The organism is Pseudomonas sp. MDT1-85, from assembly GCF_054898065.1.
On the sequence record NZ_CM142715.1, the window covers coordinates 5,564,735 to 5,586,313 of the forward strand.

Sequence of the window (21,579 nt, forward strand, 5' to 3'; positions counted from 1 at the left end):
CCCGATCATGTCTCGTTCCGAAACCCTGTTTGCCAATGCCCAAAAACACATTCCAGGAGGCGTGAACTCGCCTGTTCGTGCGTTCAAGAGCGTTGGCGGCACGCCGCTGTTCTTCAAACACGCCGAAGGCGCCTACGTCACCGACGAAGACGACAAGCGTTATGTGGATTACGTCGGTTCCTGGGGGCCGATGATTCTCGGCCACAGCCATCCGGACGTGCTGGACGCGGTGCGCAAACAGTTGGAACACGGCCTGTCCTACGGCGCCCCGACCGCGATGGAAACCGAGATGGCCGATCTGGTCTGCTCGATTGTGCCGTCGATGGAAATGGTGCGCATGGTCAGCTCCGGAACCGAAGCGACCATGAGCGCCATCCGTCTGGCTCGTGGCTTCACCGGCCGTGACAGCATCATCAAATTCGAAGGCTGCTACCACGGTCACTCCGACAGCCTGCTGGTCAAGGCCGGTTCCGGCGCCCTGACCCAAGGCGTGCCGAGCTCGGCCGGTGTGCCGGCGGCGTTCGCCAAACACACCCTGACGCTGCCGTTCAACGACATCGATGCGGTAGAAACCATGCTCGCGGACGTCGGCCAGGACGTGGCCTGCATCATCGTCGAGCCGGTGGCCGGCAACATGAACTGCGTACCACCGGCACCAGGTTTCCTCGAAGGCCTGCGGACCCTGTGCGACAAGCATGGCGTGGTGCTGATTTTCGACGAAGTGATGACCGGTTTCCGCGTCGCCCTCGGCGGTGCCCAAGCTCATTACCGCGTCACGCCGGACCTGAGCACCTTCGGCAAGATCATCGGTGGCGGCATGCCGGTTGGCTGCTTCGGCGGCAAACGCAAAATCATGGAGCAAATCGCGCCACTGGGGCCGGTCTACCAGGCGGGTACGTTGTCGGGTAACCCGCTGGCGATGGCGGCGGGCCTGACCACGCTGCGCCTGATCAGTCGTCCTGGTTTCCACGCCGAACTGAGTGATTACACCAGCCGTCTGCTCGATGGTCTGCAACAGCGCGCCGACGCCGCCGGCATTCCGTTCGTGACCACTCAGGCCGGCGGCATGTTCGGCCTGTACTTCAGCGGCGCCGACGACATCGTGACCTTTGAGGATGTGATGGCCAGCGATGCCGGCCTGTTCGGGCGCTTCTTTCACCTGATGCTCGAAGGTGGCGTGTACTTGGCGCCAAGCGCCTTCGAAGCCGGTTTCACCTCGATCGCCCACGGTGAAACCGAGTTGAAATTGACGCTGGACGCCGCCGAGCGTGCGTTCGCCGCATTGAAATAAAGCTGCAACGCTGACGTTGGCCATTGCCAGCGTCAGCTTTCACCTACATCCGCACCCTTTTTCCTACTCATCTGCCAATAATCCCCCGCAAAGTGGGCGATATATTCCCCGCGCAGCAGAAAAACGAGTAAAGACTTTGTAAGGTTGGCCCTGCTTATTTCATAATGCGCGCTTATTGGATCCCTCGATGGGTCCACGCGCCCCTCAGAGGTAAGTCGATTCCCATGAACCGCACCGGCCGCACCCTTGCATTGGGCTGCCTGTTGCTCCTTCAGCCCCTGCTCGCGCTCGCACAAGCAGGCGGCAACTCGTTGTTGATCCCGGCGATGGGTCGCTGCACCCTCAATACTCAGCCGCAAGACCTGACGCAAGCGCTCGCCGCCTGTCAGAAAGCGTCGGATGAAGGGGATGCGCAAGCGCAATACGAGTTGGGTGAGTTCTACTACGACGGCAAAAACGCGCCGCGCGACCTCAATCAAGCCTTGAGCTACTTCGAAAAAGCCTCGCTGCAAGGCCACGCCCAGGCGCAATTCAAACTCGGCACCATGTTTTTCCATGGCGAAGGCGTACCGGCCAATAACGTTCAGGCGTATATCGTGCTGAAAATGGCCGCCGTCAACGGTGCCGAAGAGGCGCTGGACACCGCCGACGAAGTCGCCGAGAAAATGCCCCGCGAAGATCTGGAAGTTGCTACCCAGGTGCTGGGGCAAATTTTCCGTAAATACCTGATGGAATTGCAGAGCGCCGATGGGCGTACGCCGTTTTCGCCCCTTCCCTGATTTCTGCGTTGTTCTGACTGACCCCTTCGCGAGCAGGCTCGCTCCCACAGTTGATCTTTGGCGCACACAAATATTGTGTACGCAGACGATCCGTTGTGGGAGCGAGCCTGCTCGCGAAGGCGGCAACTCGGTCTTGAAGCTTACTTCTCAGGCATCGGCATCGGAAACGGCATGACATTGCCAACCGCACCGCGGGCTTCGCTGATTTTCGGGGTGCCGAGGCGCTCGACCTCGTCGATGCGCACGATCGAATGCATCGGCACAAAACTGCGCACAACGCCTTCGAACTGAGCCTTGAGCTTCTCTTCGCTCGGATCGACGACCACTTGCGTGCGCTCGCCAAAGACGAACTCTTCCACTTCCAGGAAGCCCCACAGATCACTTTGATAGATCTGCTTGGCATACATTTCGTACACCTGGCCTTGGTTGAGGAAAATCACCTTGTAGATTGGAGCTTCACGTTTGGTCATGGTGGGCGGGTAACACATCGGGGATAAAAATGAGGGCGCGAACTATAGCATAGCCGCCGGACGCGCAACGGTAGGAACCTTGGGACATGTTCCCTATAATGCGCGGTTCTTTGAATCACGTGATGACTCTGTCCATGGCCAAGAAGCTTTACATCGAAACCCACGGTTGCCAGATGAACGAGTACGACAGCTCGCGCATGGTCGATCTGCTGGGTGAACATCAGGCCCTGGAAGTCACCGCTCGCGCTGAAGACGCCGACGTGATCCTGCTCAACACCTGCTCGATCCGCGAACGCGCCCAGGACCGGGTGTATTCCCAGCTGGGCCGCTGGCGCGAACTGAAACTGGCTAACCCGGACATGGTCATTGCCGTCGGCGGTTGCGTGGCCAGCCAGGAAGGCGCGGCCATCCGTGATCGCGCGCCGTACGTGGACGTGGTGTTCGGCCCGCAGACCTTGCACCGCCTGCCGGAAATGATTGACGCCGCGCGCCTGACCAAACTGCCGCAAGTTGACGTCTCGTTCCCGGAAATCGAAAAATTCGACCATTTACCCGAGCCGCGCATCGATGGGCCGAGCGCTTACGTGTCGGTGATGGAAGGCTGCAGCAAATACTGCACCTTCTGCGTGGTGCCTTATACACGCGGTGAGGAAGTCAGCCGACCATTCGACGACGTGCTTGCCGAGATCATTCACCTGGCCGAAAACGGCGTGCGCGAAGTGACCTTGCTGGGGCAGAACGTCAATGGTTATCGCGGGACTACTCACGATGGTCGTCTGGCCGATCTGGCCGAACTGATCCGCGTAGTGGCCGCCGTCGATGGCATCGACCGGATTCGCTACACCACCTCGCACCCGCTGGAATTCTCCGACAGCCTGATCCAGGCCCACGCCGACGTGCCGGAGCTGGTGAAACATCTGCATTTGCCGGTGCAATCGGGTTCCGACCGGATCCTCGCGGCGATGAAACGCAATCACACCGCGCTGGAGTACAAATCCAAACTGCGTAAGTTGCGGGCCGCCGTGCCGGGGATCTGCATCAGCTCGGACTTTATCGTCGGTTTCCCGGGCGAGACCGAGAAAGACTTCGAACAGACCATGAAGCTGATCGAAGACGTCGGTTTCGACTTCTCCTACTCGTTCGTCTATAGCCAGCGCCCGGGCACGCCGGCCGCCGATCTGGCCGACGAAACGCCGGAAGCACTGAAAAAAGAACGCCTGAATGCCCTGCAACATCGCCTCAACCAGCAAGGTTTTGAGATCAGCCGACAAATGGTGGGCTCCATTCAGCGGATTCTGGTAACCGATTATTCGAAAAAAGACCCCGGTGAACTGCAAGGTCGGACCGAAAATAATCGTATCGTCAACTTCCGCTGCGACAATCCGACCCTGATCGGCCAGTTCGCCGACGTGCACATCGATGCCGCGCAACCGCACTCGCTGCGGGGCTCGCTGCTGTAGGAGCGATGCTTGCTCGCGAAGGCCACGCCGCTATCTGTCTGACGGATCGCGTTATCGTTCTTCGCGAGCAAGCTTCGCTCCTACAAGGACGGTGTTTGGCCTTGCGATATTTAAGAGCTTTCGCACCCAGGCCACTGGCGTTATCCTTGATTTTATCTTAATTGCCCCAGGGCGGCTAAATACGACCTTGAACGCACCCATAGAACCACATCGTTTCATCCTCGAGCCTTTTGAAGCTCGCCGCTTCGCCAATCTGTGCGGGCAATTCGACGAGCATCTGCGCTTGATCGAACAGCGCCTCTCTATCGAGATCCGCAACCGCGGAAACCAGTTCGAACTGATCGGCGAACCCAAGCACACCACCTCCGCGGAAAACCTGCTGCGTCGCTTGTACCGGGAAACCAAAGGTACCGAGCTGTCGCCGGACATGGTTCACCTGTTCCTGCAGGAATCGGCTGTCGAGGAATTGGACAACCATTCTCCCGCCGAACCGTCCGTCGCCTTGCGCACCAAGAAAGGCATGATTCGCCCTCGCGGCTTGAATCAGCTGCGCTATGTGAAGGAAATCCTCGGTAACGACATCAACTTCGGCATCGGCCCGGCCGGTACCGGCAAGACCTATCTGGCCGTTGCCTGTGCGGTAGATGCGCTGGAGCGTGAGCAGATTCGCCGCATTCTGCTGGTCCGTCCGGCGGTTGAAGCGGGCGAAAAGCTCGGCTTCCTGCCCGGCGACCTGTCCCAGAAAATCGACCCGTACCTGCGCCCGCTCTATGACGCGCTCTACGAAATGCTCGGCTTCGAATACGTCGCCAAGCTGATCGAGCGTCAAGTGATCGAAGTCGCGCCACTGGCTTACATGCGCGGTCGTACGCTGAACAACAGCTTCATCATCCTCGACGAAAGCCAGAACACCACTGTCGAGCAGATGAAAATGTTCCTGACCCGGATCGGCTTTGGCTCGACGGCGGTCATCACCGGTGACATCACCCAGATCGACCTGCCCAAAGGCACCAAATCAGGGCTGATCCACGTGATCGACGTACTCAAGGACGTACCGGGTATCAGCTTCACCCACTTCAAGCCCAAAGACGTGGTGCGCCATCCGTTGGTGCAGCGCATCGTCGAAGCCTATGAACGCTTCGAAAATCGCACAGCCGACGAACCGGCGAAGTTCTCTTCCAAGGACACTCGCCCCGATGCTTGAGCTTGATCTGCAACTGGCTACCGAAGCGTCTGCCCCAAGCGAAGCCGAATTCCGTCAATGGTGCGAACTGGCCCTGCGCCAGCGTACTGCCGACTCCGAAATGACCATCCGTCTGGTCGACGAAGAGGAAGCCCGCGAACTGAACTTCACCTGGCGGCAGAAAGACTACGCCACCAACGTTTTGTCGTTCCCGGCCGATGTCCCCGATGAGTTTCTCGATATTCCCCTGCTCGGCGATCTGGTGATCTGCGTAGCGGTGGTCGAGCGCGAAGCGGCGGAACAAGGCAAGGAATTAAAGGCCCACTGGGCGCATCTGGTCATTCACGGCTGCTTGCATCTGCTTGGTTACGACCATATAGATGACGATGAAGCCGAGGAAATGGAAGCACTGGAACGAACGTTGCTTGCAGAGTTGGGTCATCCAGACCCTTATGCGGACGACGAAACAGACACATCCCCAATCGTAACAACAAAGGATTCAGAGTAATCGCTATGAGCGAAGATCGATCGAGCAACGGGCAGAAGTCATGGCTGGGTAAGCTCACCCAGGCTTTTGCCCACGAGCCGAAAAACCGCCAGGAGCTGCTGGAGCTGCTGCGCGATGCACATCAAAACAAGTTGCTGGACAGCGAAGCACTGGCCATCGTCGAAGGCGCCATCCAGGTTGCAGACCTGCAAGTACGGGACATCATGGTCCCGCGCTCGCAGATGATCAGCATCAAGGCGACCCAGACACCCCGCGAGTTCCTGCCGGCCGTGGTCGACTCGGCCCACTCCCGCTACCCGGTGATCGGCGAAAGCCACGATGACGTGATGGGCGTGTTGCTGGCCAAGGACTTGCTGCCGTTGATCCTCAAGGAAAACGGTGACAGCTTCAACATCAAGGACCTGCTGCGCCCGGCCACGTTCGTGCCCGAGTCCAAGCGCCTGAATGTGCTGCTGCGCGAGTTTCGCGCCAACCATAACCACATGGCCATCGTCATTGACGAATATGGCGGCGTGGCCGGTCTGGTGACCATCGAGGACGTGCTGGAACAGATCGTCGGCGACATCGAAGACGAGCACGACGTCGAAGAAGACAGCTACATCAAGCCACTGCCCAGCGGTGACTTCCTGATCAAGGCCCTGACGCCGATCGATAACTTCAACGAGTTCTTCGACAGCGAATTCTCCGACGACGAATTCGACACCGTCGGCGGCTTGGTGATGAGCGCGTTCGGGCACTTGCCAAAACGCAACGAAATCACTGAAATCGGCGCCTACCGCTTCCGCATCCTCAATGCCGATAGCCGTCGTATTCACTTGCTGCGCCTGTCACCCATTGCCCGGTAATTCTAAGGATTGAAATGCGTCGTCTGACCCGTCCCGGCTGGCCCGGTAATCTGCTGGCCGTGGCGGCTGGCGCACTCACCACTCTCGCTCTGGCGCCGTTCGATATCTGGCCGCTGGCATTGCTGGCGGTCGGTTTCTTTTACGCCGGTTTGCGTGAGCTGAGCCCCCGCCAGGCCTTGGGCCGTGGCTGGTGTTTCGGTTTCGGCCTGTTTGCCGCGGGCACCAGCTGGATCTACTACAGCATTCACAACTTTGGCGGCGCCTCGGTGCTGTTGGCCGGGTTCTTGATGCTGCTTTTCACGGCGGCGATCGCCTGGTTCTTCGCCCTGCCCGCGTGGATTTGGGCGCGCTGGCTGCGCCGTAACGAAGCGCCACTGGCCGATGCCTTGGCATTTGCGGCGTTGTGGGTGGGTCAGGAAGCCTTTCGCGGCTGGTTCCTTACCGGTTTCCCATGGCTCTATTCCGGTTATAGCCAGCTTGATGGTCCACTGACCGGGCTCGCGCCTGTCGGCGGAATGTGGCTGATTTCCTTCACCATGGCCCTGACGGCTGCGCTGATTTACAACGCTGCACGCCTGGTGCGCACTGGCCGTAAAGGCTTCATCGCTGTCGGCGTGTTGCTGCTGGCGGGTCCATGGGTGGCCGGCATGTCGCTCAAGGAACATGCCTGGACCAGCCCGGCGGGCGCGCCACTGAGCGTCGCGGCGATTCAGGGCAACATCGAACAAAGCATGAAGTGGGACCCCTCGCAGCTCAATGCGCAGCTGGCGCTGTACCGCGACATGAGCTTCAGCTCCAAACGCGTCGACCTGCTGATCTGGCCGGAAACCGCGGTCCCGGTGCTCAAGGAGTCCGCCGAGGGCTACCTGAACATGATGGGCAGCTTCGCCGCCGAGCGTAAATCCGCGTTGATCACAGGTGTGCCGATTCGCCAGGAACTCCATCACGAGAAGCGCTTTTTCAATGGCATTACCGTGGTCGGTGAAGGCGATGGCACTTACCTGAAGCAGAAACTGGTGCCGTTCGGCGAATACGTTCCATTGCAGGAAGTCTTGCGCGGTCTGATCGCCTTCTTCGACCTGCCGATGTCTGATTTTGCCCGCGGGCCGGCCGATCAAGCGCTGCTGCAAGCCAAGGGTTATCAGATTGCGCCGTTCATCTGCTACGAAGTGGTCTACCCGGAATTCGCCGCCAGCCTCGCTGCCCGTAGCGATTTGCTGCTGACTATCAGCAACGACACCTGGTTCGGCACCTCGATCGGCCCTTTGCAACATTTGCAGATGGCACAGATGCGCGCACTGGAGGCCGGCCGCTGGATGATCCGCGCCACCAACAACGGCGTGACGGGTCTGATCAACCCGTTTGGCCAGATCACTGCGCAGATCCCGCAGTTCGAACAAGGCATTCTGTATGGCGAAGTGGTGCCGATGCACAACCTGACCCCCTATCTGGAATGGCGCTCGTGGCCGTTGATCATCATTTGCGTGTTGTTGTTTGGGTGGGCGTTGGTTGCGAACAGAATGGCGAAAACCGTTTAAAAGCTTCGCGAGCAAGCCCGCTCCCACATTTGATCTCAGGCGTACACAAATAGTGTGTTCACCGAAGATCCCCTGTGGGAGCGGGCTTGCTCGCGAAGACGGCATCACAAGCACAACATCAATCCGCGTCGACATCACCTCGATAGAACATCCAATACCCGATCTGTCCCACCGCCTCATTCATCAATTGTCCGCTCTGCCAGATCGATTTGAACTCCGGCATCCAGCCGCCCAGCGGCCGGGCATTGTCCACGCCTAAAAACCCCACTGGCGCGGGCACTACTTCAAATCCGGCCTGCTGGAAACTCCAGACCGCTCGCGGCATGTGCCAGGCCTGAGTCACCACCACCACGCGCTTGACCCCCTCTGGCAACAACACCTGGGCGCTGAGTTGCGCGTTTTCCCAGGTCGTACGGCTGCGCCCCTCCTGCCAGCGCACCGTCACGCCAAAATCATCGAGCAATGAGTCCGCCATCAGCTTCGCTTCCGTCGGCGGTGTGCCGTAATGCAGACCACCGCTGGTCAGAATTGGCAAGCCGGACGCCTTGGCCAAGCGCGCGGCATAACGCTCGCGCCCCAGGCCCACGCCGGTCGGCTGGTCGACGCCCCATGCCGGGTCGCCACGCTCACGCCCTGAGCCCAATACAACGATCGCATCGGCGCGACGGCTCAGGGTTGCCCATTCTTCGCGCGCCAGCGGCGGCGATCGCTCCAGGGCCTTGGCACTCCACTCCACCACCACCGGCAGGCTCATCAACCAGAAGCCGCCCACACCCAGAATGAAACACAACCCCGACAGCCTCGGCCGTGAGCGGCGCCACCACCAGGCAAGCACCAGCAGCAGCAATAAAATGCCGGGTGGCAGTAGAAGTTGTTTAATGAAATAACGAAAAGGCATCGGGCATCTCCATAGATGCCCGAAGCCTAGGTGGGTTGTCGCAAGGCGACAACAAATGTGGAAGGACTTTGATTCAAAAAACCATATTCCATGGCTTCAAGTGCCCTTACTTGAATTGCAAAGACCGGACCTTTACCGCGCCTTTGCCGGGTGCCTTATCCTTGAGCCAGATGATCTTGGCCGAACGTGGTGCTTCGAGTTGCTTCACTGCTTCTGACAAGCATCCGTGCGTTTCACGTTCACTACGATCCAGATAGGCCTTGACCAGGTCAAACTCTGCGGGGCTCAAACCACGCAGTTCCAGCTCCAGGGGACGCTCATCACGCAGCCGTCCGGCTGTTTTGGCCGTATCCAGGGCCATTGCGAGACGGTCTATCAGCTTTTCGTACAGCTCCGGTTTTGTAACTTTTTGCTGTGACTCAACCATCCATCACCTCATTGAAGATAAGACTCACTCCCCTTTTAGAGCTTAGCCTCGCTGACAAAACCGGCTGAGTGCCGCGACCAACGGCCCTCGGAGCGGGTATTGACCACGTCCGTGCGTGTAATCAGGGTTTCCCTCGGTAGAGTGCGGTCATGTATGCTACGGCGCTTCCTGTAACTCCACTTCCAGCTCGTCTGGGCACCGAAACGTCGATTTGGCGTTAATCACCGTCCAGCGTGCATTGAAGAGGATTAGGCCACCCCTATTCAGTTCAAAAGTAGCCATGCACGAACAATACCAACCCCGTGAAATCGAAGCCGCCGCCCAGTCGTTCTGGGACGAGCAAAAGTCCTTTGAAGTCAGTGAACAGCCAGGCAAGGAGACGTTCTACTGCCTGTCGATGTTCCCTTACCCCAGCGGCAAGCTACACATGGGGCACGTGCGCAACTACACCATCGGCGACGTGATCTCCCGCTACCAGCGCATGCAAGGCAAGAACGTCCTGCAACCCATGGGTTGGGATGCCTTCGGCATGCCGGCGGAAAACGCCGCGATGAAGAACAACGTAGCGCCCGCCAAGTGGACCTACGAAAACATCGCCTATATGAAAACCCAACTGCGCAGCCTGGGCCTGGCGGTGGACTGGTCCCGTGAAGTGACCACTTGCAAGCCGGATTACTACCGCTGGGAACAATGGCTGTTCACTCGCCTGTTCGAAAAAGGCGTGATCTATCGAAAAAACGGCACCGTGAACTGGGACCCGGTCGACCAGACCGTTCTGGCCAACGAGCAAGTGATCGACGGTCGTGGCTGGCGTTCCGGCGCGCTGATCGAAAAGCGCGAAATCCCGATGTACTACTTCAAGATCACCGCCTACGCGGATGAGCTGCTGGAAAGCCTCGACGAACTGACGGGCTGGCCTGAGCAGGTCAAGACCATGCAGCGCAACTGGATCGGCAAATCCCGCGGCATGGAAGTGCAGTTCCCGTATAACGTCGATTCCATCGGCGAAACCGGCGCACTGAAAGTATTCACTACCCGTCCGGACACCCTGATGGGCGCAACCTACGTTGCGGTGGCCGCCGAACACCATTTGGCTACCCTGGCCGCGCAGAACAACCCTGAGCTGCAAGCGTTCATCGCTGAATGCAAGGGCGGCAGCGTCGCCGAAGCCGACGTCGCCACTCAAGAGAAAAAAGGTCTGCCGACCTCGCTGTTCGTTGAACACCCGCTGACCGGTGAGATACTCCCGGTGTGGGTCGCCAACTACGTGCTGATGCATTACGGCGATGGCGCGGTCATGGCTGTTCCGGCTCACGATGAACGTGATTTCGAGTTCGCCACCAAGTACAACCTGCCGATCAAATCCGTGGTGCGCACAAGTTCCGGAGACACCAATCCGGCCCCTTGGCAGGATGCGTACGGCGAGCACGGCACGCTGATCAACTCCGGCGAATTCGACGGCCTCGACTTCGCAGGCGCCTTCGACGCCATTGAAGTGGCGCTGATCAAGAAAAACCTCGGTGCCTCGCGCACCCAGTTCCGCCTGCGTGACTGGGGCATCAGCCGCCAGCGCTATTGGGGCTGCCCGATCCCGATCATCCACTGCGACACCTGCGGTGATGTGCCGGTCCCGGAAGATCAACTGCCTGTGGTATTGCCGGAAGACGTCGTACCGGACGGCGCCGGTTCGCCGCTGGCGCGCATGCCCGAGTTCTACGAGTGCACCTGCCCGAAATGCGGCGCTGCGGCCAAGCGTGAAACCGACACCATGGACACCTTCGTCGAGTCCTCGTGGTATTACGCCCGCTACGCCTCGCCACATTATGAAGGTGGTCTGGTGGAAAAATCGGCTGCCGACCATTGGTTGCCGGTGGATCAGTACATCGGCGGCATCGAACACGCCATTCTTCACCTGCTTTATGCGCGTTTCTTCCACAAACTGATGCGCGACGAAGGCCTGGTGAGCTCTAACGAGCCGTTCAAGAACCTGCTGACCCAGGGCATGGTAATCGCCGAGACCTACTATCGCCGCGAAGCCAACGGTGCCTATACGTGGTTCAACCCGGCGGACGTCGAACTCGAACGCGACAGCAAGGCCAAGGTCATTAGCGCCAAGCTGATCGCAGACGGCCTGCCGGTGGAAATCGGTGGCACCGAGAAGATGGCCAAGTCCAAGAACAACGGCGTTGACCCACAGTCGATGATTGACCAGTTCGGGGCAGACACCTGCCGCCTGTTCATGATGTTCGCCTCGCCACCTGACATGAGCGCGGAATGGTCCGACTCCGGAGTAGAAGGCTCGCACCGCTTCCTCAAGCGCGTCTGGCGTCTGGCTCAAGCGCACGTCATCCAGAGCCTGCCGGGCAAGCTGGACGTCGCCAGCCTGAACGACGAGCAGAAAGCCATTCGTCGTTCGATCCACCAGGCCATCAAGCAGGCCAGCCACGACATCGGCCAGAACCACAAATTCAACACCGCCATCGCCCAAGTGATGACGCTGATGAACGTGCTGGAAAAAGCCGCGCAAGGCACCGAACAGGATCGCGCACTGATTCACGAAGGTCTGGAAACCGTAGTCCTGCTGCTGGCCCCGATCACCCCCCACATCAGCCACGAACTGTGGCATCGACTGGGCCATGCTGACCCGGTCATCGATGCCGGTTGGCCGGTACTGGACGAAAACGCCCTGGTGCAGGACAGCCTGCAACTGGTCATCCAGGTGAACGGCAAACTGCGCGGCCACATCGAAATGCCGGCCAGCGCCAGCCGCGAAGAAGTCGAAGCTGCCGCACGGACCAACGAAAACGTCCTGCGCTTCGTCGATGGCCTGACTATTCGCAAAGTGATCGTAGTGCCCGGGAAACTGGTCAATATCGTCGCCAGCTAAATTGGATCGGGCGCCAGGTCATGCCTGGCGCCGAGTAAAACCTTTCGGGCCGCTTGACCGGCCCACATGGTTTCAAGGGGAGCAACAAGATGATCAAACGCAATTTGCTGGTGATGGGCCTTGCAGTCCTGCTGAGCGCCTGTGGTTTTCAGCTGCGCGGCACCGGCACCACCGAACTGGCGATCAAGGAACTCGACCTGAGCGCCCGCAATGCCTACGGCGAAACCGTGACGCAATTGCGTCAGGTGCTGGAAAGCAGCGGCGTCAAGGTCTACAGCGGCGCACCTCACAAACTGGTGCTGACCGATGAGCAGGAAAGCCAGCGTATCCTCAGTTACGCAGGCGCCGGTCGTACTGGCGAGTACCAGATGACCATGGTGCTGAACTACGACATCCGGGGCCAGGGCAACCTGCCACTGCTGAGCGACAAGCTCGAAGTGCAGAAAGTCTTCATCAATGACGGCAACAACCTGGTGGGTTCCGACCAGGAAGCCAACGATGCCCGCAAGGAAATGCGTCGTGAACTGGTTCAACGCATGATGCTGCGCCTGCAACAGCTGACCCCGACGCAGTTGGAACAGCTGCAACAGACCGCTGACGCCAGGGCCAAGGCTGAGACCGACGCACTGGAAGCGGCGCAGAAGGCTGAAGCGCAGACTCCGCGTCAGTCGCCTATCGAATTGCCGCAGCAATAAGCCTTACGGGGCGCTCAGGCGCCCCGTTCGCCTCTTCTTATGAAACTCGCCCCCGCCCAACTCGGTAAACACCTGCAAGGCGCCCTCGCGCCGGTCTACGTCATCAGTGGCGACGACCCACTGCTATGTCAGGAAGCCGCCGACGCCATTCGCGCAGCCGCCCGCCAACAAGGTTTCGATGAACGCCAGGTCTTTGCCGCCGACGCCAGTTTCGACTGGGGTACGCTGCTGCAGGCCGGCGCCAGCATGTCGCTGTTCGCCGAAAAGCGTCTTCTGGAACTGCGTCTGCCCTCCGGCAAACCCGGAGACAAAGGCGCTGCGGCATTCATTGAGTATTGCTCCCGCCCGGCCGAAGACACGGTTTTGCTGATCAGCCTGCCCAAGCTTGACGGCAGTGCGCAGAAGACCAAGTGGGGCAAGGCACTGATCGAAGGTCCGCAAACCCAGTTCGTGCAGATCTGGCCAGTGGACACCAACCAGTTGCCGAGCTGGATCCGTCAACGCCTGTCCCAGGCTGGGCTTTCCGCCACTCAGGACGCCATCGAACTGATCGCCGCCAGGGTCGAGGGCAACCTGTTAGCCGCCGCCCAGGAAATCGAAAAGCTCAAGCTGATGGCCGAGGGTGGCCAGATCACCGTCGAAACCGTGCAAGCGGCAGTAGCCGATAGTGCGCGTTTCGATGTCTTCGGCCTGACCGATGCGATCCTTAATGGCGAGGCTGCCCACGCCCTGCGCATGCTCGAAGGGTTGCGCGGCGAAGGCGTCGAACCGCCGGTGATTCTCTGGGCGCTGGCCCGGGAACTGCGTCTGCTGGCCAACCTGTCGCTGCAATACAGCCAGGGCGTGCCGCTGGACAAAGCCTTCAGCCAGGCCCGACCGCCGATCTGGGACAAACGCAAACCGCTGATGAGCAAGGCCCTGCAACGTTACTCGGCGCAACGCTGGGCACAGTTGCTGCTCGAAGCGCAGCGCATCGATGCGCAAATCAAGGGCCAGGCGGCGGGCTCGCCGTGGATGAGCCTGAGTCGGTTGACGCTGTTGATGGCCGGTCAGAGATTGTCGTTGCCTGCCGAGTAATATTTTTGACCGCATAACGGCCATTCGCGGGCAAGCCTCGCTCCTACAGGAGTCACACGATCTCCTGTAGGAGCGAGGCTTGCCCGCGAAGGCGTCCGAAAGGTCCTACACAATGCGGGGACTAGACAAAACCCCGACTTCGGCCGATGATTTGCCCCGCAAAAAACCACTCACTTGCGAGAAATCATCATGAGCAAAAAGCCATCGAAGCATGGCCCCAACAAGGCCAAATCCATCATCGCCCAGCCACTGTTCCGCAGCCGTCAGGAACGAGCCGGCAAGGGCAAAGGCAGTTACCGCCGCGAAGCCTTCCAGTCTAATAGCTGGGAGGCTTCTTACTTTCTGGCGGCGTGATTACCCCACGCTCTTCGCCCCCTCGCAACACTTCCCCTCTTTTCTGCCGACGATCCTTGTTACCGAGTCTGATCAGCCGCACGAAACGTAAACGCGACTGACTGGTCCAGCGTCTGAGGCAATGGAATCGAAATGATCGGTATGGTTACACCCGTCAACGCGCGGAATCGACGCTGATAAAGTTGTGCACCCGCAAGACCTGTAGCCTTTGTGTAGAAAAACGCTTCCATCGGTAATTGGCCAGGTATGTTCTGTGCCCAAGTTTTAAGCTTCGTGTCATTGGGGGTATTAAAGGCTTCAGGGGAAATGAGCCGTCCGCCGCGCATACCTTCCAGAAATCGCGAAGCTGCAGCATTGTTTGCAGAGTCCCGGACGTTGAATGAACACATGGATTCATACTTATTACCCGTAGAAGCTTCCTTCCGATATTTCGCTTCCCACTTCGCCGCGGTGTCGATAATCGGGCTCTGCTGCTCGCAACTCTTGCTGGCAGTCGGAAAGCGTGGATGTGCTCCACACCCCCCGTTCGGCCGGGCGTTGGAGGAGCCGTCCACCGGAAAAAAGCACAGTATTTCTATGCTCAGTTTCCCGGGCGGGGTGCTCAGGACTGGATAGAAAATAAAACCGCTGTCATAGGTATAAGCAAGTCGCTTCACCTTGTAGTCAGAGCGCAGGTAGGTAAAGGACACACCGCCATTGGCCACCGAAGTCGGGCTCGGGTTCCAGGCATCAAATTGGGCAGAGGGCACCGTCCCGCGTACTAACAAACCAGAGCAAAGGAACGCAGGCATAGAGGCCGATCCACAGTTGTCACGGGTATCTCGATATCGCTTCTCCAACTCTGCGGCAACCTGCGCTCCTGTCATGGCCGCTGAAAAAGGCGCTACAGACTCCGTCGCAGAAGAACTGCTTGTCATCGCTCCTTCTTGGGTATTCGTCGGTTTGTTTGCCGAACAACCGGCCAGCAAAAAAACCATCAGCAAGGGTAGAAATCGTTGCATCTCGGCACCCGCGTTCAAGGAATGATCAGACGCAGGAGCTGTTTGGTTTTTACCTGCGCACGACTATTCAACGCTCCAAACTACAGGCCGAATAGCTGCTAGATCTGACAGTTGAAGAGAGAATAAAATGGGATTAGGTTAGTCAGCCGGCTGACAAGCTTCAGTCCAAATGTTTGCCGAGCAACCGATTCACTCAGCAGGCATGTTAAGGTCTGCACCTGATTCGTATCCTCTGGACCTGTGCATGCCCCTTTGTCTTTCCCGTCGTTGGCACCTTCGCCAACTGATAGCTGCCTCCAGCCTCGTTTTGCTTGTCGCCTGCGCGGAAAAACCCACCGCCGCCGACGCCCAACCGCTTCAGACCCGCACCGTTGCGACGGCCCCTGCGATCATTCCGCCGGTGGTGCCTACCGGTGAAAATCTCGACATCCAGCCTACCCAGACCTTTGCCGAATGGCAGGCGGGTTTCCGTAAAGACGCTCTCGCCGCCGGGATTCGCGCCGACCTGTTCGACCGTGCGTTTGCCAATGTCAGCGTGGACGACAGTGTGATCCGTGCCGACCGTAGCCAACCGGAATTTACTCGCCCGGTGTGGGAGTACCTCGACGGGGCGCTGTCGCCGCTACGGGTGCGCAAAGGTCAGGCGCTGGTCGGCGAGTACGCCGACATCCTGCAAAGCATCGAGCAGCGCTACGGCGTCGACCGTCAGGCATTGGTCGCGGTGTGGGGCATGGAAAGTAACTTTGGTCAGTTCCAGGGCAGCAAGTCGGTGATCAACTCCCTGGCGACCCTGGCTTATGAAGGTCGGCGCCCGGGGTTTGCTCACGCGCAACTGATCGCCGCCTTGCAAATCCTGCAACAGGGCGATATCGCCCCCGAGAAAATGCTCGGTTCCTGGGCTGGCGCCATGGGCCAGACCCAGTTCATTCCGACCACCTACAACACCCACGCCGTGGACTTCGACGGCGATGGTCGCCGCGACATATGGAACAGTTCCGCTGATGCATTGGCTTCGACCGCGCACTATCTGCAAAGCTCCGGCTGGCAGAAAGGCCAGCCTTGGGGCTTCGAAGCGCAATTGCCGAGCGGCTTCAATTACGCCCTAGCCGATGGCTCGATTCGCAAGAGCGTTGCCGAGTGGCGACAACTGGGGGTGACCCTGCCCAATGGCGGCCAGGTTCCAGCAGGTTCCGAACACCTGTCGGCCGCCCTGCTGCTGCCGGCAGGCTATCGCGGTCCGGCGTTCCTGGTCCTCGATAACTTCCGCGCGATTCTCAAGTACAACAACTCTTCGTCCTATGCCTTGGCCGTGAGTCTGTTGTCCGAGCGTTTCAATGGCGGCGGCTTGATCAGTGGTCTATGGCCGAAAGATGACTTGCCGCTGAGCCGTACCGAGCGAATCGAGCTGCAAAACCTGCTGAGCGCCCAGAACTACGACGCAGGGACCGCCGACGGGATTATCGGCGCCAATACCCGCAAAGCGATCCGCGCCGCCCAGCAGTTCTTCGGCTGGCCGGCGGATGGTTATCCGACGCACAAGTTGCTGGAAGGGTTGCGTAGCCGCTAGAAACATCGCGAGCAGGCTCGCTCCCACACTGATCCCTGTCGAACACAAATAGTGTGTTCACTGAAGATCAAATGTGGGAGCGAGCCTGCTCGCGAAGACTGACTATCAGACGACCAAACTCTAAGCCTTGATCACCACATCCTGTTCCAACACCAACGCCTTGTCCCCCGCATCCAGCCTCACCAGCGCGCCCATCGGCAGTGTCAGATTCGGGTCACAATGCCCGCTGCGCCATCCGGCCAGCACGGGTATGCGCAAAGGAGCAAAGGTCTGCTTGAGCAACCTCTCCAGCGCAATCGCATCAACCCCTGCCACATCCCCCACCAGAACCCCACGCAGCTTGTGCAGCGTGCCGGCCAGACGCAAATGAGTCAGCAGCCGGTCAATGCGATACAGCGGCTCGTTAATGTCCTCGATGAACAGGATGGAGCCTTCGGCTTCGATCTCGTAAGGCGTGCCCATGGTCGCGGCGATCATCGACAGATTGCCCCCCAGCAAACGCCCGTGAGCGATGCCAGGCTCGATTGTGGTCAACGGCCAGGCCACCGGGTGAGAAAGCACACTGCCCGCCTTCACCTGCCCGCGCAGCATGTTGAAAAACGAGAACTCGGTGGGTTGCTGCTTGTCACCCAGCAGGTCGGCGTTAAGCATCGGGCCATGGAAGGTCACAAACCCTGCATAACGACTGATGGCCGAGTGAAGTGCAGTGACGTCGCTGTAGCCGATAAACGGCTTGGCGTTGTTGCGCAGTAATTCGAAATCGATGCGATCGAGCAAACGCGGCGTACCGTAACCGCCACGCAGACAGATGATGGCATCGACCTCGCTGTCGGCGAATGCGCCATGCAAGTCATTGAGCCGCACATCATCGCTGCCGGCCAGATAACCCTCTTGCTCATAAACGCCGGGAAACACTCGCAGCGAATAGCCGCGAGCGCGCATCCAGGCAATGGCTTTATCGGTGTCCAGCGCCGCGGGGCCGGCAGGCGCGATCACGCCGATCAACCCTGCAGGCGGCAAGGCCGGAACGGGAGCATGAGGACATAGGGTGTGGGTCGGTCGAGCAGTCATCCATGATTCTCCCTGTGAACGCTTCAGCACACAGTAGTCAGGAACGGGAATAAACAGAAGAGGGTCAGTCGTACCAATACCAGTCAGCCAAGGGTAGATCGGACATGTAGGAGCCAGGCTTGCCGGCGAAGGCGTCCTTGAGAGCGCCTTCGCCGGCAAGTCGGATCGCCGCACCGCTGGCTCCTACGAAAAGCGGTTCACTCAACGCCAATGAAAACGCCCGCAAGGGTAAAAATCCTTGCGGGCGTTTTCTCACAGCAGGATCAGGACGACATCAGCTCGGCCTTGACCAGTTTCGCCTGCTCGTCGGCGTGGTACGAGGAACGTACCAGCGGGCCGGAAGCGACGTTCTTGAAGCCCATCTTGTAACCTTCCTCGGCGAACCAGGCGAACACGTCCGGATGCACGAAGCGCTGGACCGGCAAGTGGCTGCGGGACGGTTGCAGGTACTGGCCCAGGGTCAGCATGTCGATGTCGTGTTCGCGCATGCGCTTCATGACTTCGATGACTTCTTCGTCGGTTTCGCCCAGGCCCAGCATCAAACCGGACTTGGTCGGAATATGCGGCATCATCTGCTTGAAGCGTTGCAGCAAGGTCAGCGACCACTGGTAATCCGAACCCGGACGCGCAGCCTTGTACAGGCGCGGCACGGTTTCCAGGTTGTGGTTGAACACATCCGGCGGCTCGGCGGCGGTGATTTCCAGCGCGACGTCCATGCGGCCACGGTAGTCCGGGACCAGAGTTTCGAGCTGCACGTTCGGCGACAGTTTGCGGATTTCGCGGATGCAGTCGGCAAAGTGCTGGGCACCGCCGTCACGCAGGTCGTCGCGGTCTACCGAGGTGATTACCACGTACTTCAGTTTCAGGTCGGCGATGGCAATGGCCAGGCTTTCCGGCTCGTTGACGTCCAGCGGTTTCGGACGACCATGGCCGACGTCGCAGAACGGGCAGCGACGGGTGCAGATGTCACCCATGATCATGAAGGTCGCGGTGCCACCGGAGAAGCACTCGCCCAGGTTCGGGCAGGACGCTTCTTCGCACACGCTGTGCAGCTTGTGTTTGCGCAGCAGGGCCTTGATGCGGTCGACTTCCGGGGAAACCGGGATGCGCACGCGAATCCAGTCGGGTTTCTTCGGCAGTTCAGTGGTCGGGATGATCTTCACCGGGATGCGTGCAACCTTCTCGGCGCCGCGCAGCTTGACGCCGGCTTCAACCTTGGCACGCGGGGCCGGACGCTCGGTGACATCGAGCGTCGGGATCATGGTTTGCACTGCATCAGTAGTCATATCAGTCGATTCCGCCCGTTAGGGTCGTCTGCTCAGCATAGTCGAGGTGTTTGACGAGCTGCGCGCGCAGCCGGGCACTTACCTCGGCAAATTCAATCGATCCTGCGTGATCGCGCAGCTGGGTCATCGCCAGCCCGGCGTAGCCGCAGGGATTAATCCGTCGAAACGGTTCCAGGTTCATATCCACGTTCAAGGCCAGGCCATGAAAGGAGCAACCGTGGCGGATCCGCAGACCCAGAGAAGCGATTTTTGCGCCGTCGACATAGACACCCGGTGCATCCGGCTTGGCCACCGCGGTCACGCCGTAGCTGGCCAGCAGCTCGATCAGGCATTGCTCCATGCGGCTGACCAGGTCACGCACGCCGAACCCCAGCTTGCGCACATCCAGCAACAGGTAAGCCACCAATTGGCCGGGGCCGTGATAAGTCACCTGACCACCGCGGTCGACCTTCACCACCGCAATATCCCCGGGCAGCAGCAGGTGTTCAGCCTTGCCGGCCTGGCCTTGGGTGAACACCGGCGGGTGTTCCACCAGCCAGATCTCGTCGGCGGCATCGCTGCCGCGTTCGTTGGTGAAGCGCTGCATGGCATGCCAGACCGGCTCGTAAGCCATCTGACCGAGCTCGCGAAAGCCCAGCGTGCCAGGCATCACAGCACCATGTGCACGAAACCGGTAGCCCGCAACTCGCTGTTGATGTCGTACAGCTGTTCCTGGCCGGTGGCGATGATGTGCAACTGGATAGTCGTGTACTTGCCGTTGGTACTCTGGCGCTCGGCCAGGGTCTCGTGGTCAACGGTCGCGTGTTTCTCAAGGATCTCGATGATCTTGTCCTTGAAACCCACGCCAGTGTCGCCGATCACCTTAATAGGGTAATCCGCGCAGGGGAATTCGATCTTTGGCGCCTTTACTTCGGTGTCTGTCATGGCGTAACGGCCTCGTAAGCCGTGGCAACGGACATGACCCCGTTCCGGATTGGAACAGGGCCATGCAAGTCCACACTAATTCAGTTGAACAAGCCGTAGAAGAATAGACGGATGCTATCCCACATGCGACGGAAGATACCACCCTCGTCAACCGCGTCCAGAGCGATCAGATCAGCGCTGTGCACGACCTTGTCGTCCAGTTTCACTTCGACTTTACCGATCACATCGCCCTTGGCGATTGGCGCGACCAGTTGCGGGGTCATGGTCATGCTGGCAGCGAGCTTTTTCAGCTGGCCTTTTGGCAAGGTCATGGTCAGGTCTTGAGCCAGGCCGGCCTTGACTTGATTGGTAGTGCCTTTCCAGACAGGTGCCTGAGCCAGCTCGGCGCCTTTCTGATAGAAGGTCTGGGTTTCGAAGAAGCGGAAACCGTAAGTCAGCAGCTTCTGGGTTTCGGAGGCGCGAGCCACTTCGCTGTTGGTGCCGAACACCACGGCGATCAGGCGCATGCCATCACGTACCGCCGAAGACACCATGCAGTAGCCAGCTTCGTCGGTATGACCGGTTTTCAGACCGTCGACGGTCTTGTCGCGCCACAGCAGCAGGTTGCGGTTAGGCTGCTTGATACCGTTCCAGAAGAACTCTTTCTGCGAATAGATCGCGTAGTGAGCAGGGTCTTCGTGGATGATCGCGCGGGCCAGCACCGCCATGTCGTGAGCCGACGAGTAGTGCTCCGGGTTCGGCAGGCCGGTCGGGTTCATGAAGTGGCTGTTGGTCATGCCCAGGTCGGCCACGGTTTTGTTCATCATGTCGGCGAACGCGTCTTCGCTGCCGGCGATGTGCTCGGCGAGCGCAACACTGGCGTCGTTACCCGACTGGATGATGATGCCGTGCAGCAGATCACTGACGGTAACTTGCGAACCTACCTTGATGAACATCCGCGAACCGCCGGTACGCCAGGCGTTTTCGCTGACGGTCACCGGGTCGTTTTCACCGATCTGGCCACGACGGATTTCCAGGGTCGCGATGTAAGCGGTCATCAGCTTGGTCAGGCTGGCCGGCGGCAGACGCTGGTCACCGTTGTTCTCTACCAGCACGTTGCCGCTGCTGGCGTCCATGAGTACGTAGGCTTTGGCGGCCAGTTGCGGTGGCGACGGCATCATCTCGACCGCGAAAGCGGCAGGCGAGAGGAGCAGCGGGACTAGCAGGCACAGGCGTTTGGCAAAGGTGGTGATGTTCATCCGTCTCTCGAAATCGCTAATGGAAACTGCCCTAGGGCAAAACTAATCAGACAACTCTCTAAAAAGTTGTCGCGTGTTCA

The 21,579-nt window shown here is 59.3% G+C and carries 22 protein-coding genes; 12 read left to right on the forward strand and 10 right to left on the reverse strand.

The features are described from left to right. The first annotated feature begins 7 nt into the window (after nt 1–7). The gene (gene hemL / locus ACYZT2_RS25015; protein WP_461968232.1) at nt 8–1,291 is read left to right on the forward strand and encodes a glutamate-1-semialdehyde 2,1-aminomutase; all 1,284 of its coding nucleotides are present in this window, start codon (nt 8–10) and stop codon (nt 1,289–1,291) included. Between the two features lie 224 nt (nt 1,292–1,515). After that, a complete protein-coding gene (locus ACYZT2_RS25020) occupies nt 1,516–2,070 on the forward strand; it encodes a tetratricopeptide repeat protein (RefSeq protein WP_008070087.1) in 555 nt (184 codons plus the stop codon). 140 nt (nt 2,071–2,210) lie between these two features. Here ACYZT2_RS25020 and ACYZT2_RS25025 read toward each other — a convergent pair whose 3' ends face one another. After that, nucleotides 2,211–2,540: a DUF1820 family protein gene (locus ACYZT2_RS25025; RefSeq protein ID WP_007894425.1), complete on the reverse strand. Its 330-nt coding sequence runs from the start codon at nt 2,538–2,540 to the stop codon at nt 2,211–2,213. Between the two features lie 134 nt (nt 2,541–2,674). Here ACYZT2_RS25025 and miaB point away from each other — a divergent pair, with 134 nt between their 5' ends. The 5 genes from miaB (at nt 2,675) to lnt (ending at nt 8,074) form a co-directional block, all read left to right on the forward strand. After that, nucleotides 2,675–4,000, forward strand: coding sequence for a tRNA (N6-isopentenyl adenosine(37)-C2)-methylthiotransferase MiaB (gene miaB / locus ACYZT2_RS25030; protein WP_461973261.1), 1,326 nt, complete (start codon nt 2,675–2,677; stop codon nt 3,998–4,000). Between the two features lie 187 nt (nt 4,001–4,187). Further along, the gene (locus ACYZT2_RS25035) at nt 4,188–5,204 is read left to right on the forward strand and encodes a PhoH family protein (protein ID WP_461968235.1); all 1,017 of its coding nucleotides are present in this window, start codon (nt 4,188–4,190) and stop codon (nt 5,202–5,204) included. After that, nucleotides 5,197–5,691, forward strand: a complete 495-nt coding sequence (ybeY, locus tag ACYZT2_RS25040; RefSeq protein WP_052967417.1) for an rRNA maturation RNase YbeY — start codon at nt 5,197–5,199, stop codon at nt 5,689–5,691. Before ACYZT2_RS25035 ends, ybeY begins: the two co-directional genes overlap by 8 nt. 5 nt (nt 5,692–5,696) lie before the next feature. Then, nucleotides 5,697–6,536: an HlyC/CorC family transporter gene (locus ACYZT2_RS25045; RefSeq protein ID WP_030129528.1), complete on the forward strand. Its 840-nt coding sequence runs from the start codon at nt 5,697–5,699 to the stop codon at nt 6,534–6,536. Nucleotides 6,537–6,550: 14 nt separating this feature from the next. After that, complete coding sequence (lnt, locus tag ACYZT2_RS25050; RefSeq protein WP_461968238.1) at nt 6,551–8,074, forward strand: apolipoprotein N-acyltransferase; 1,524 nt, start codon at nt 6,551–6,553, stop codon at nt 8,072–8,074. Nucleotides 8,075–8,192: 118 nt separating this feature from the next. Here lnt and ACYZT2_RS25055 read toward each other — a convergent pair whose 3' ends face one another. After that, nucleotides 8,193–8,972 carry a YdcF family protein gene (locus ACYZT2_RS25055; protein WP_461968240.1) on the reverse strand — a complete coding sequence of 260 codons (780 nt, stop codon included), beginning with the start codon at nt 8,970–8,972 and terminating at the stop codon, nt 8,193–8,195. Nucleotides 8,973–9,078: 106 nt separating this feature from the next. Beyond that, a complete protein-coding gene (locus ACYZT2_RS25060; protein ID WP_461968242.1) occupies nt 9,079–9,399 on the reverse strand; it encodes a hypothetical protein in 321 nt (106 codons plus the stop codon). A gap of 280 nt (nt 9,400–9,679) precedes the next feature. On the opposite strand from ACYZT2_RS25060, the gene leuS reads away from it, so the two are divergent. The 4 genes from leuS to arfA all read left to right on the forward strand — a co-directional run bounded on the left by leuS (nt 9,680) and on the right by arfA (nt 14,412). Further along, nucleotides 9,680–12,286: a leucine--tRNA ligase gene (gene leuS, locus ACYZT2_RS25065; protein ID WP_461968244.1), complete on the forward strand. Its 2,607-nt coding sequence runs from the start codon at nt 9,680–9,682 to the stop codon at nt 12,284–12,286. Between the two features lie 89 nt (nt 12,287–12,375). Beyond that, nucleotides 12,376–12,981, forward strand: a complete 606-nt coding sequence (locus ACYZT2_RS25070; protein WP_461968246.1) for an LPS-assembly lipoprotein LptE — start codon at nt 12,376–12,378, stop codon at nt 12,979–12,981. A gap of 39 nt (nt 12,982–13,020) precedes the next feature. Next, nucleotides 13,021–14,058 carry a DNA polymerase III subunit delta gene (gene holA, locus ACYZT2_RS25075; RefSeq protein WP_461968248.1) on the forward strand — a complete coding sequence of 346 codons (1,038 nt, stop codon included), beginning with the start codon at nt 13,021–13,023 and terminating at the stop codon, nt 14,056–14,058. Between the two features lie 189 nt (nt 14,059–14,247). Continuing rightward, the gene (gene arfA / locus ACYZT2_RS25080) at nt 14,248–14,412 is read left to right on the forward strand and encodes an alternative ribosome rescue factor ArfA (protein WP_003176285.1); all 165 of its coding nucleotides are present in this window, start codon (nt 14,248–14,250) and stop codon (nt 14,410–14,412) included. 59 nt (nt 14,413–14,471) lie between these two features. Here arfA and ACYZT2_RS25085 read toward each other — a convergent pair whose 3' ends face one another. After that, a complete protein-coding gene (locus ACYZT2_RS25085) occupies nt 14,472–15,413 on the reverse strand; it encodes a halovibrin HvnA (protein ID WP_461968250.1) in 942 nt (313 codons plus the stop codon). A gap of 244 nt (nt 15,414–15,657) precedes the next feature. Here ACYZT2_RS25085 and ACYZT2_RS25090 point away from each other — a divergent pair, with 244 nt between their 5' ends. Next, entirely contained in the window at nt 15,658–16,980 is a 1,323-nt protein-coding gene (locus ACYZT2_RS25090; RefSeq protein WP_461968252.1) for a lytic murein transglycosylase, read from the forward strand. A 120-nt stretch (nt 16,981–17,100) separates the two neighbouring features. On the opposite strand, the gene ACYZT2_RS25095 is transcribed toward ACYZT2_RS25090, so the two are convergent. The 6 genes from ACYZT2_RS25095 to ACYZT2_RS25120 form a co-directional block, all read right to left on the reverse strand. Further along, nucleotides 17,101–18,051 carry a S66 peptidase family protein gene (locus ACYZT2_RS25095; RefSeq protein WP_461968254.1) on the reverse strand — a complete coding sequence of 317 codons (951 nt, stop codon included), beginning with the start codon at nt 18,049–18,051 and terminating at the stop codon, nt 17,101–17,103. A 64-nt stretch (nt 18,052–18,115) separates the two neighbouring features. Continuing rightward, a complete protein-coding gene (locus ACYZT2_RS25100; RefSeq protein ID WP_461968256.1) occupies nt 18,116–18,277 on the reverse strand; it encodes a hypothetical protein in 162 nt (53 codons plus the stop codon). Nucleotides 18,278–18,314: 37 nt separating this feature from the next. Next, the gene (lipA, locus tag ACYZT2_RS25105; protein WP_059402097.1) at nt 18,315–19,337 is read right to left on the reverse strand and encodes a lipoyl synthase; all 1,023 of its coding nucleotides are present in this window, start codon (nt 19,335–19,337) and stop codon (nt 18,315–18,317) included. A gap of 1 nt (nt 19,338) precedes the next feature. Next, a complete protein-coding gene (gene lipB / locus ACYZT2_RS25110) occupies nt 19,339–19,986 on the reverse strand; it encodes a lipoyl(octanoyl) transferase LipB (RefSeq protein WP_461968259.1) in 648 nt (215 codons plus the stop codon). Further along, complete coding sequence (locus tag ACYZT2_RS25115) at nt 19,986–20,261, reverse strand: DUF493 domain-containing protein (RefSeq protein WP_461968261.1); 276 nt, start codon at nt 20,259–20,261, stop codon at nt 19,986–19,988. The genes lipB and ACYZT2_RS25115 overlap by 1 nt, the downstream gene beginning before the upstream one ends. 80 nt (nt 20,262–20,341) lie before the next feature. Next, nucleotides 20,342–21,499 carry a D-alanyl-D-alanine carboxypeptidase family protein gene (locus tag ACYZT2_RS25120; protein WP_052967108.1) on the reverse strand — a complete coding sequence of 386 codons (1,158 nt, stop codon included), beginning with the start codon at nt 21,497–21,499 and terminating at the stop codon, nt 20,342–20,344. Nucleotides 21,500–21,579: the final 80 nt, after the last annotated feature.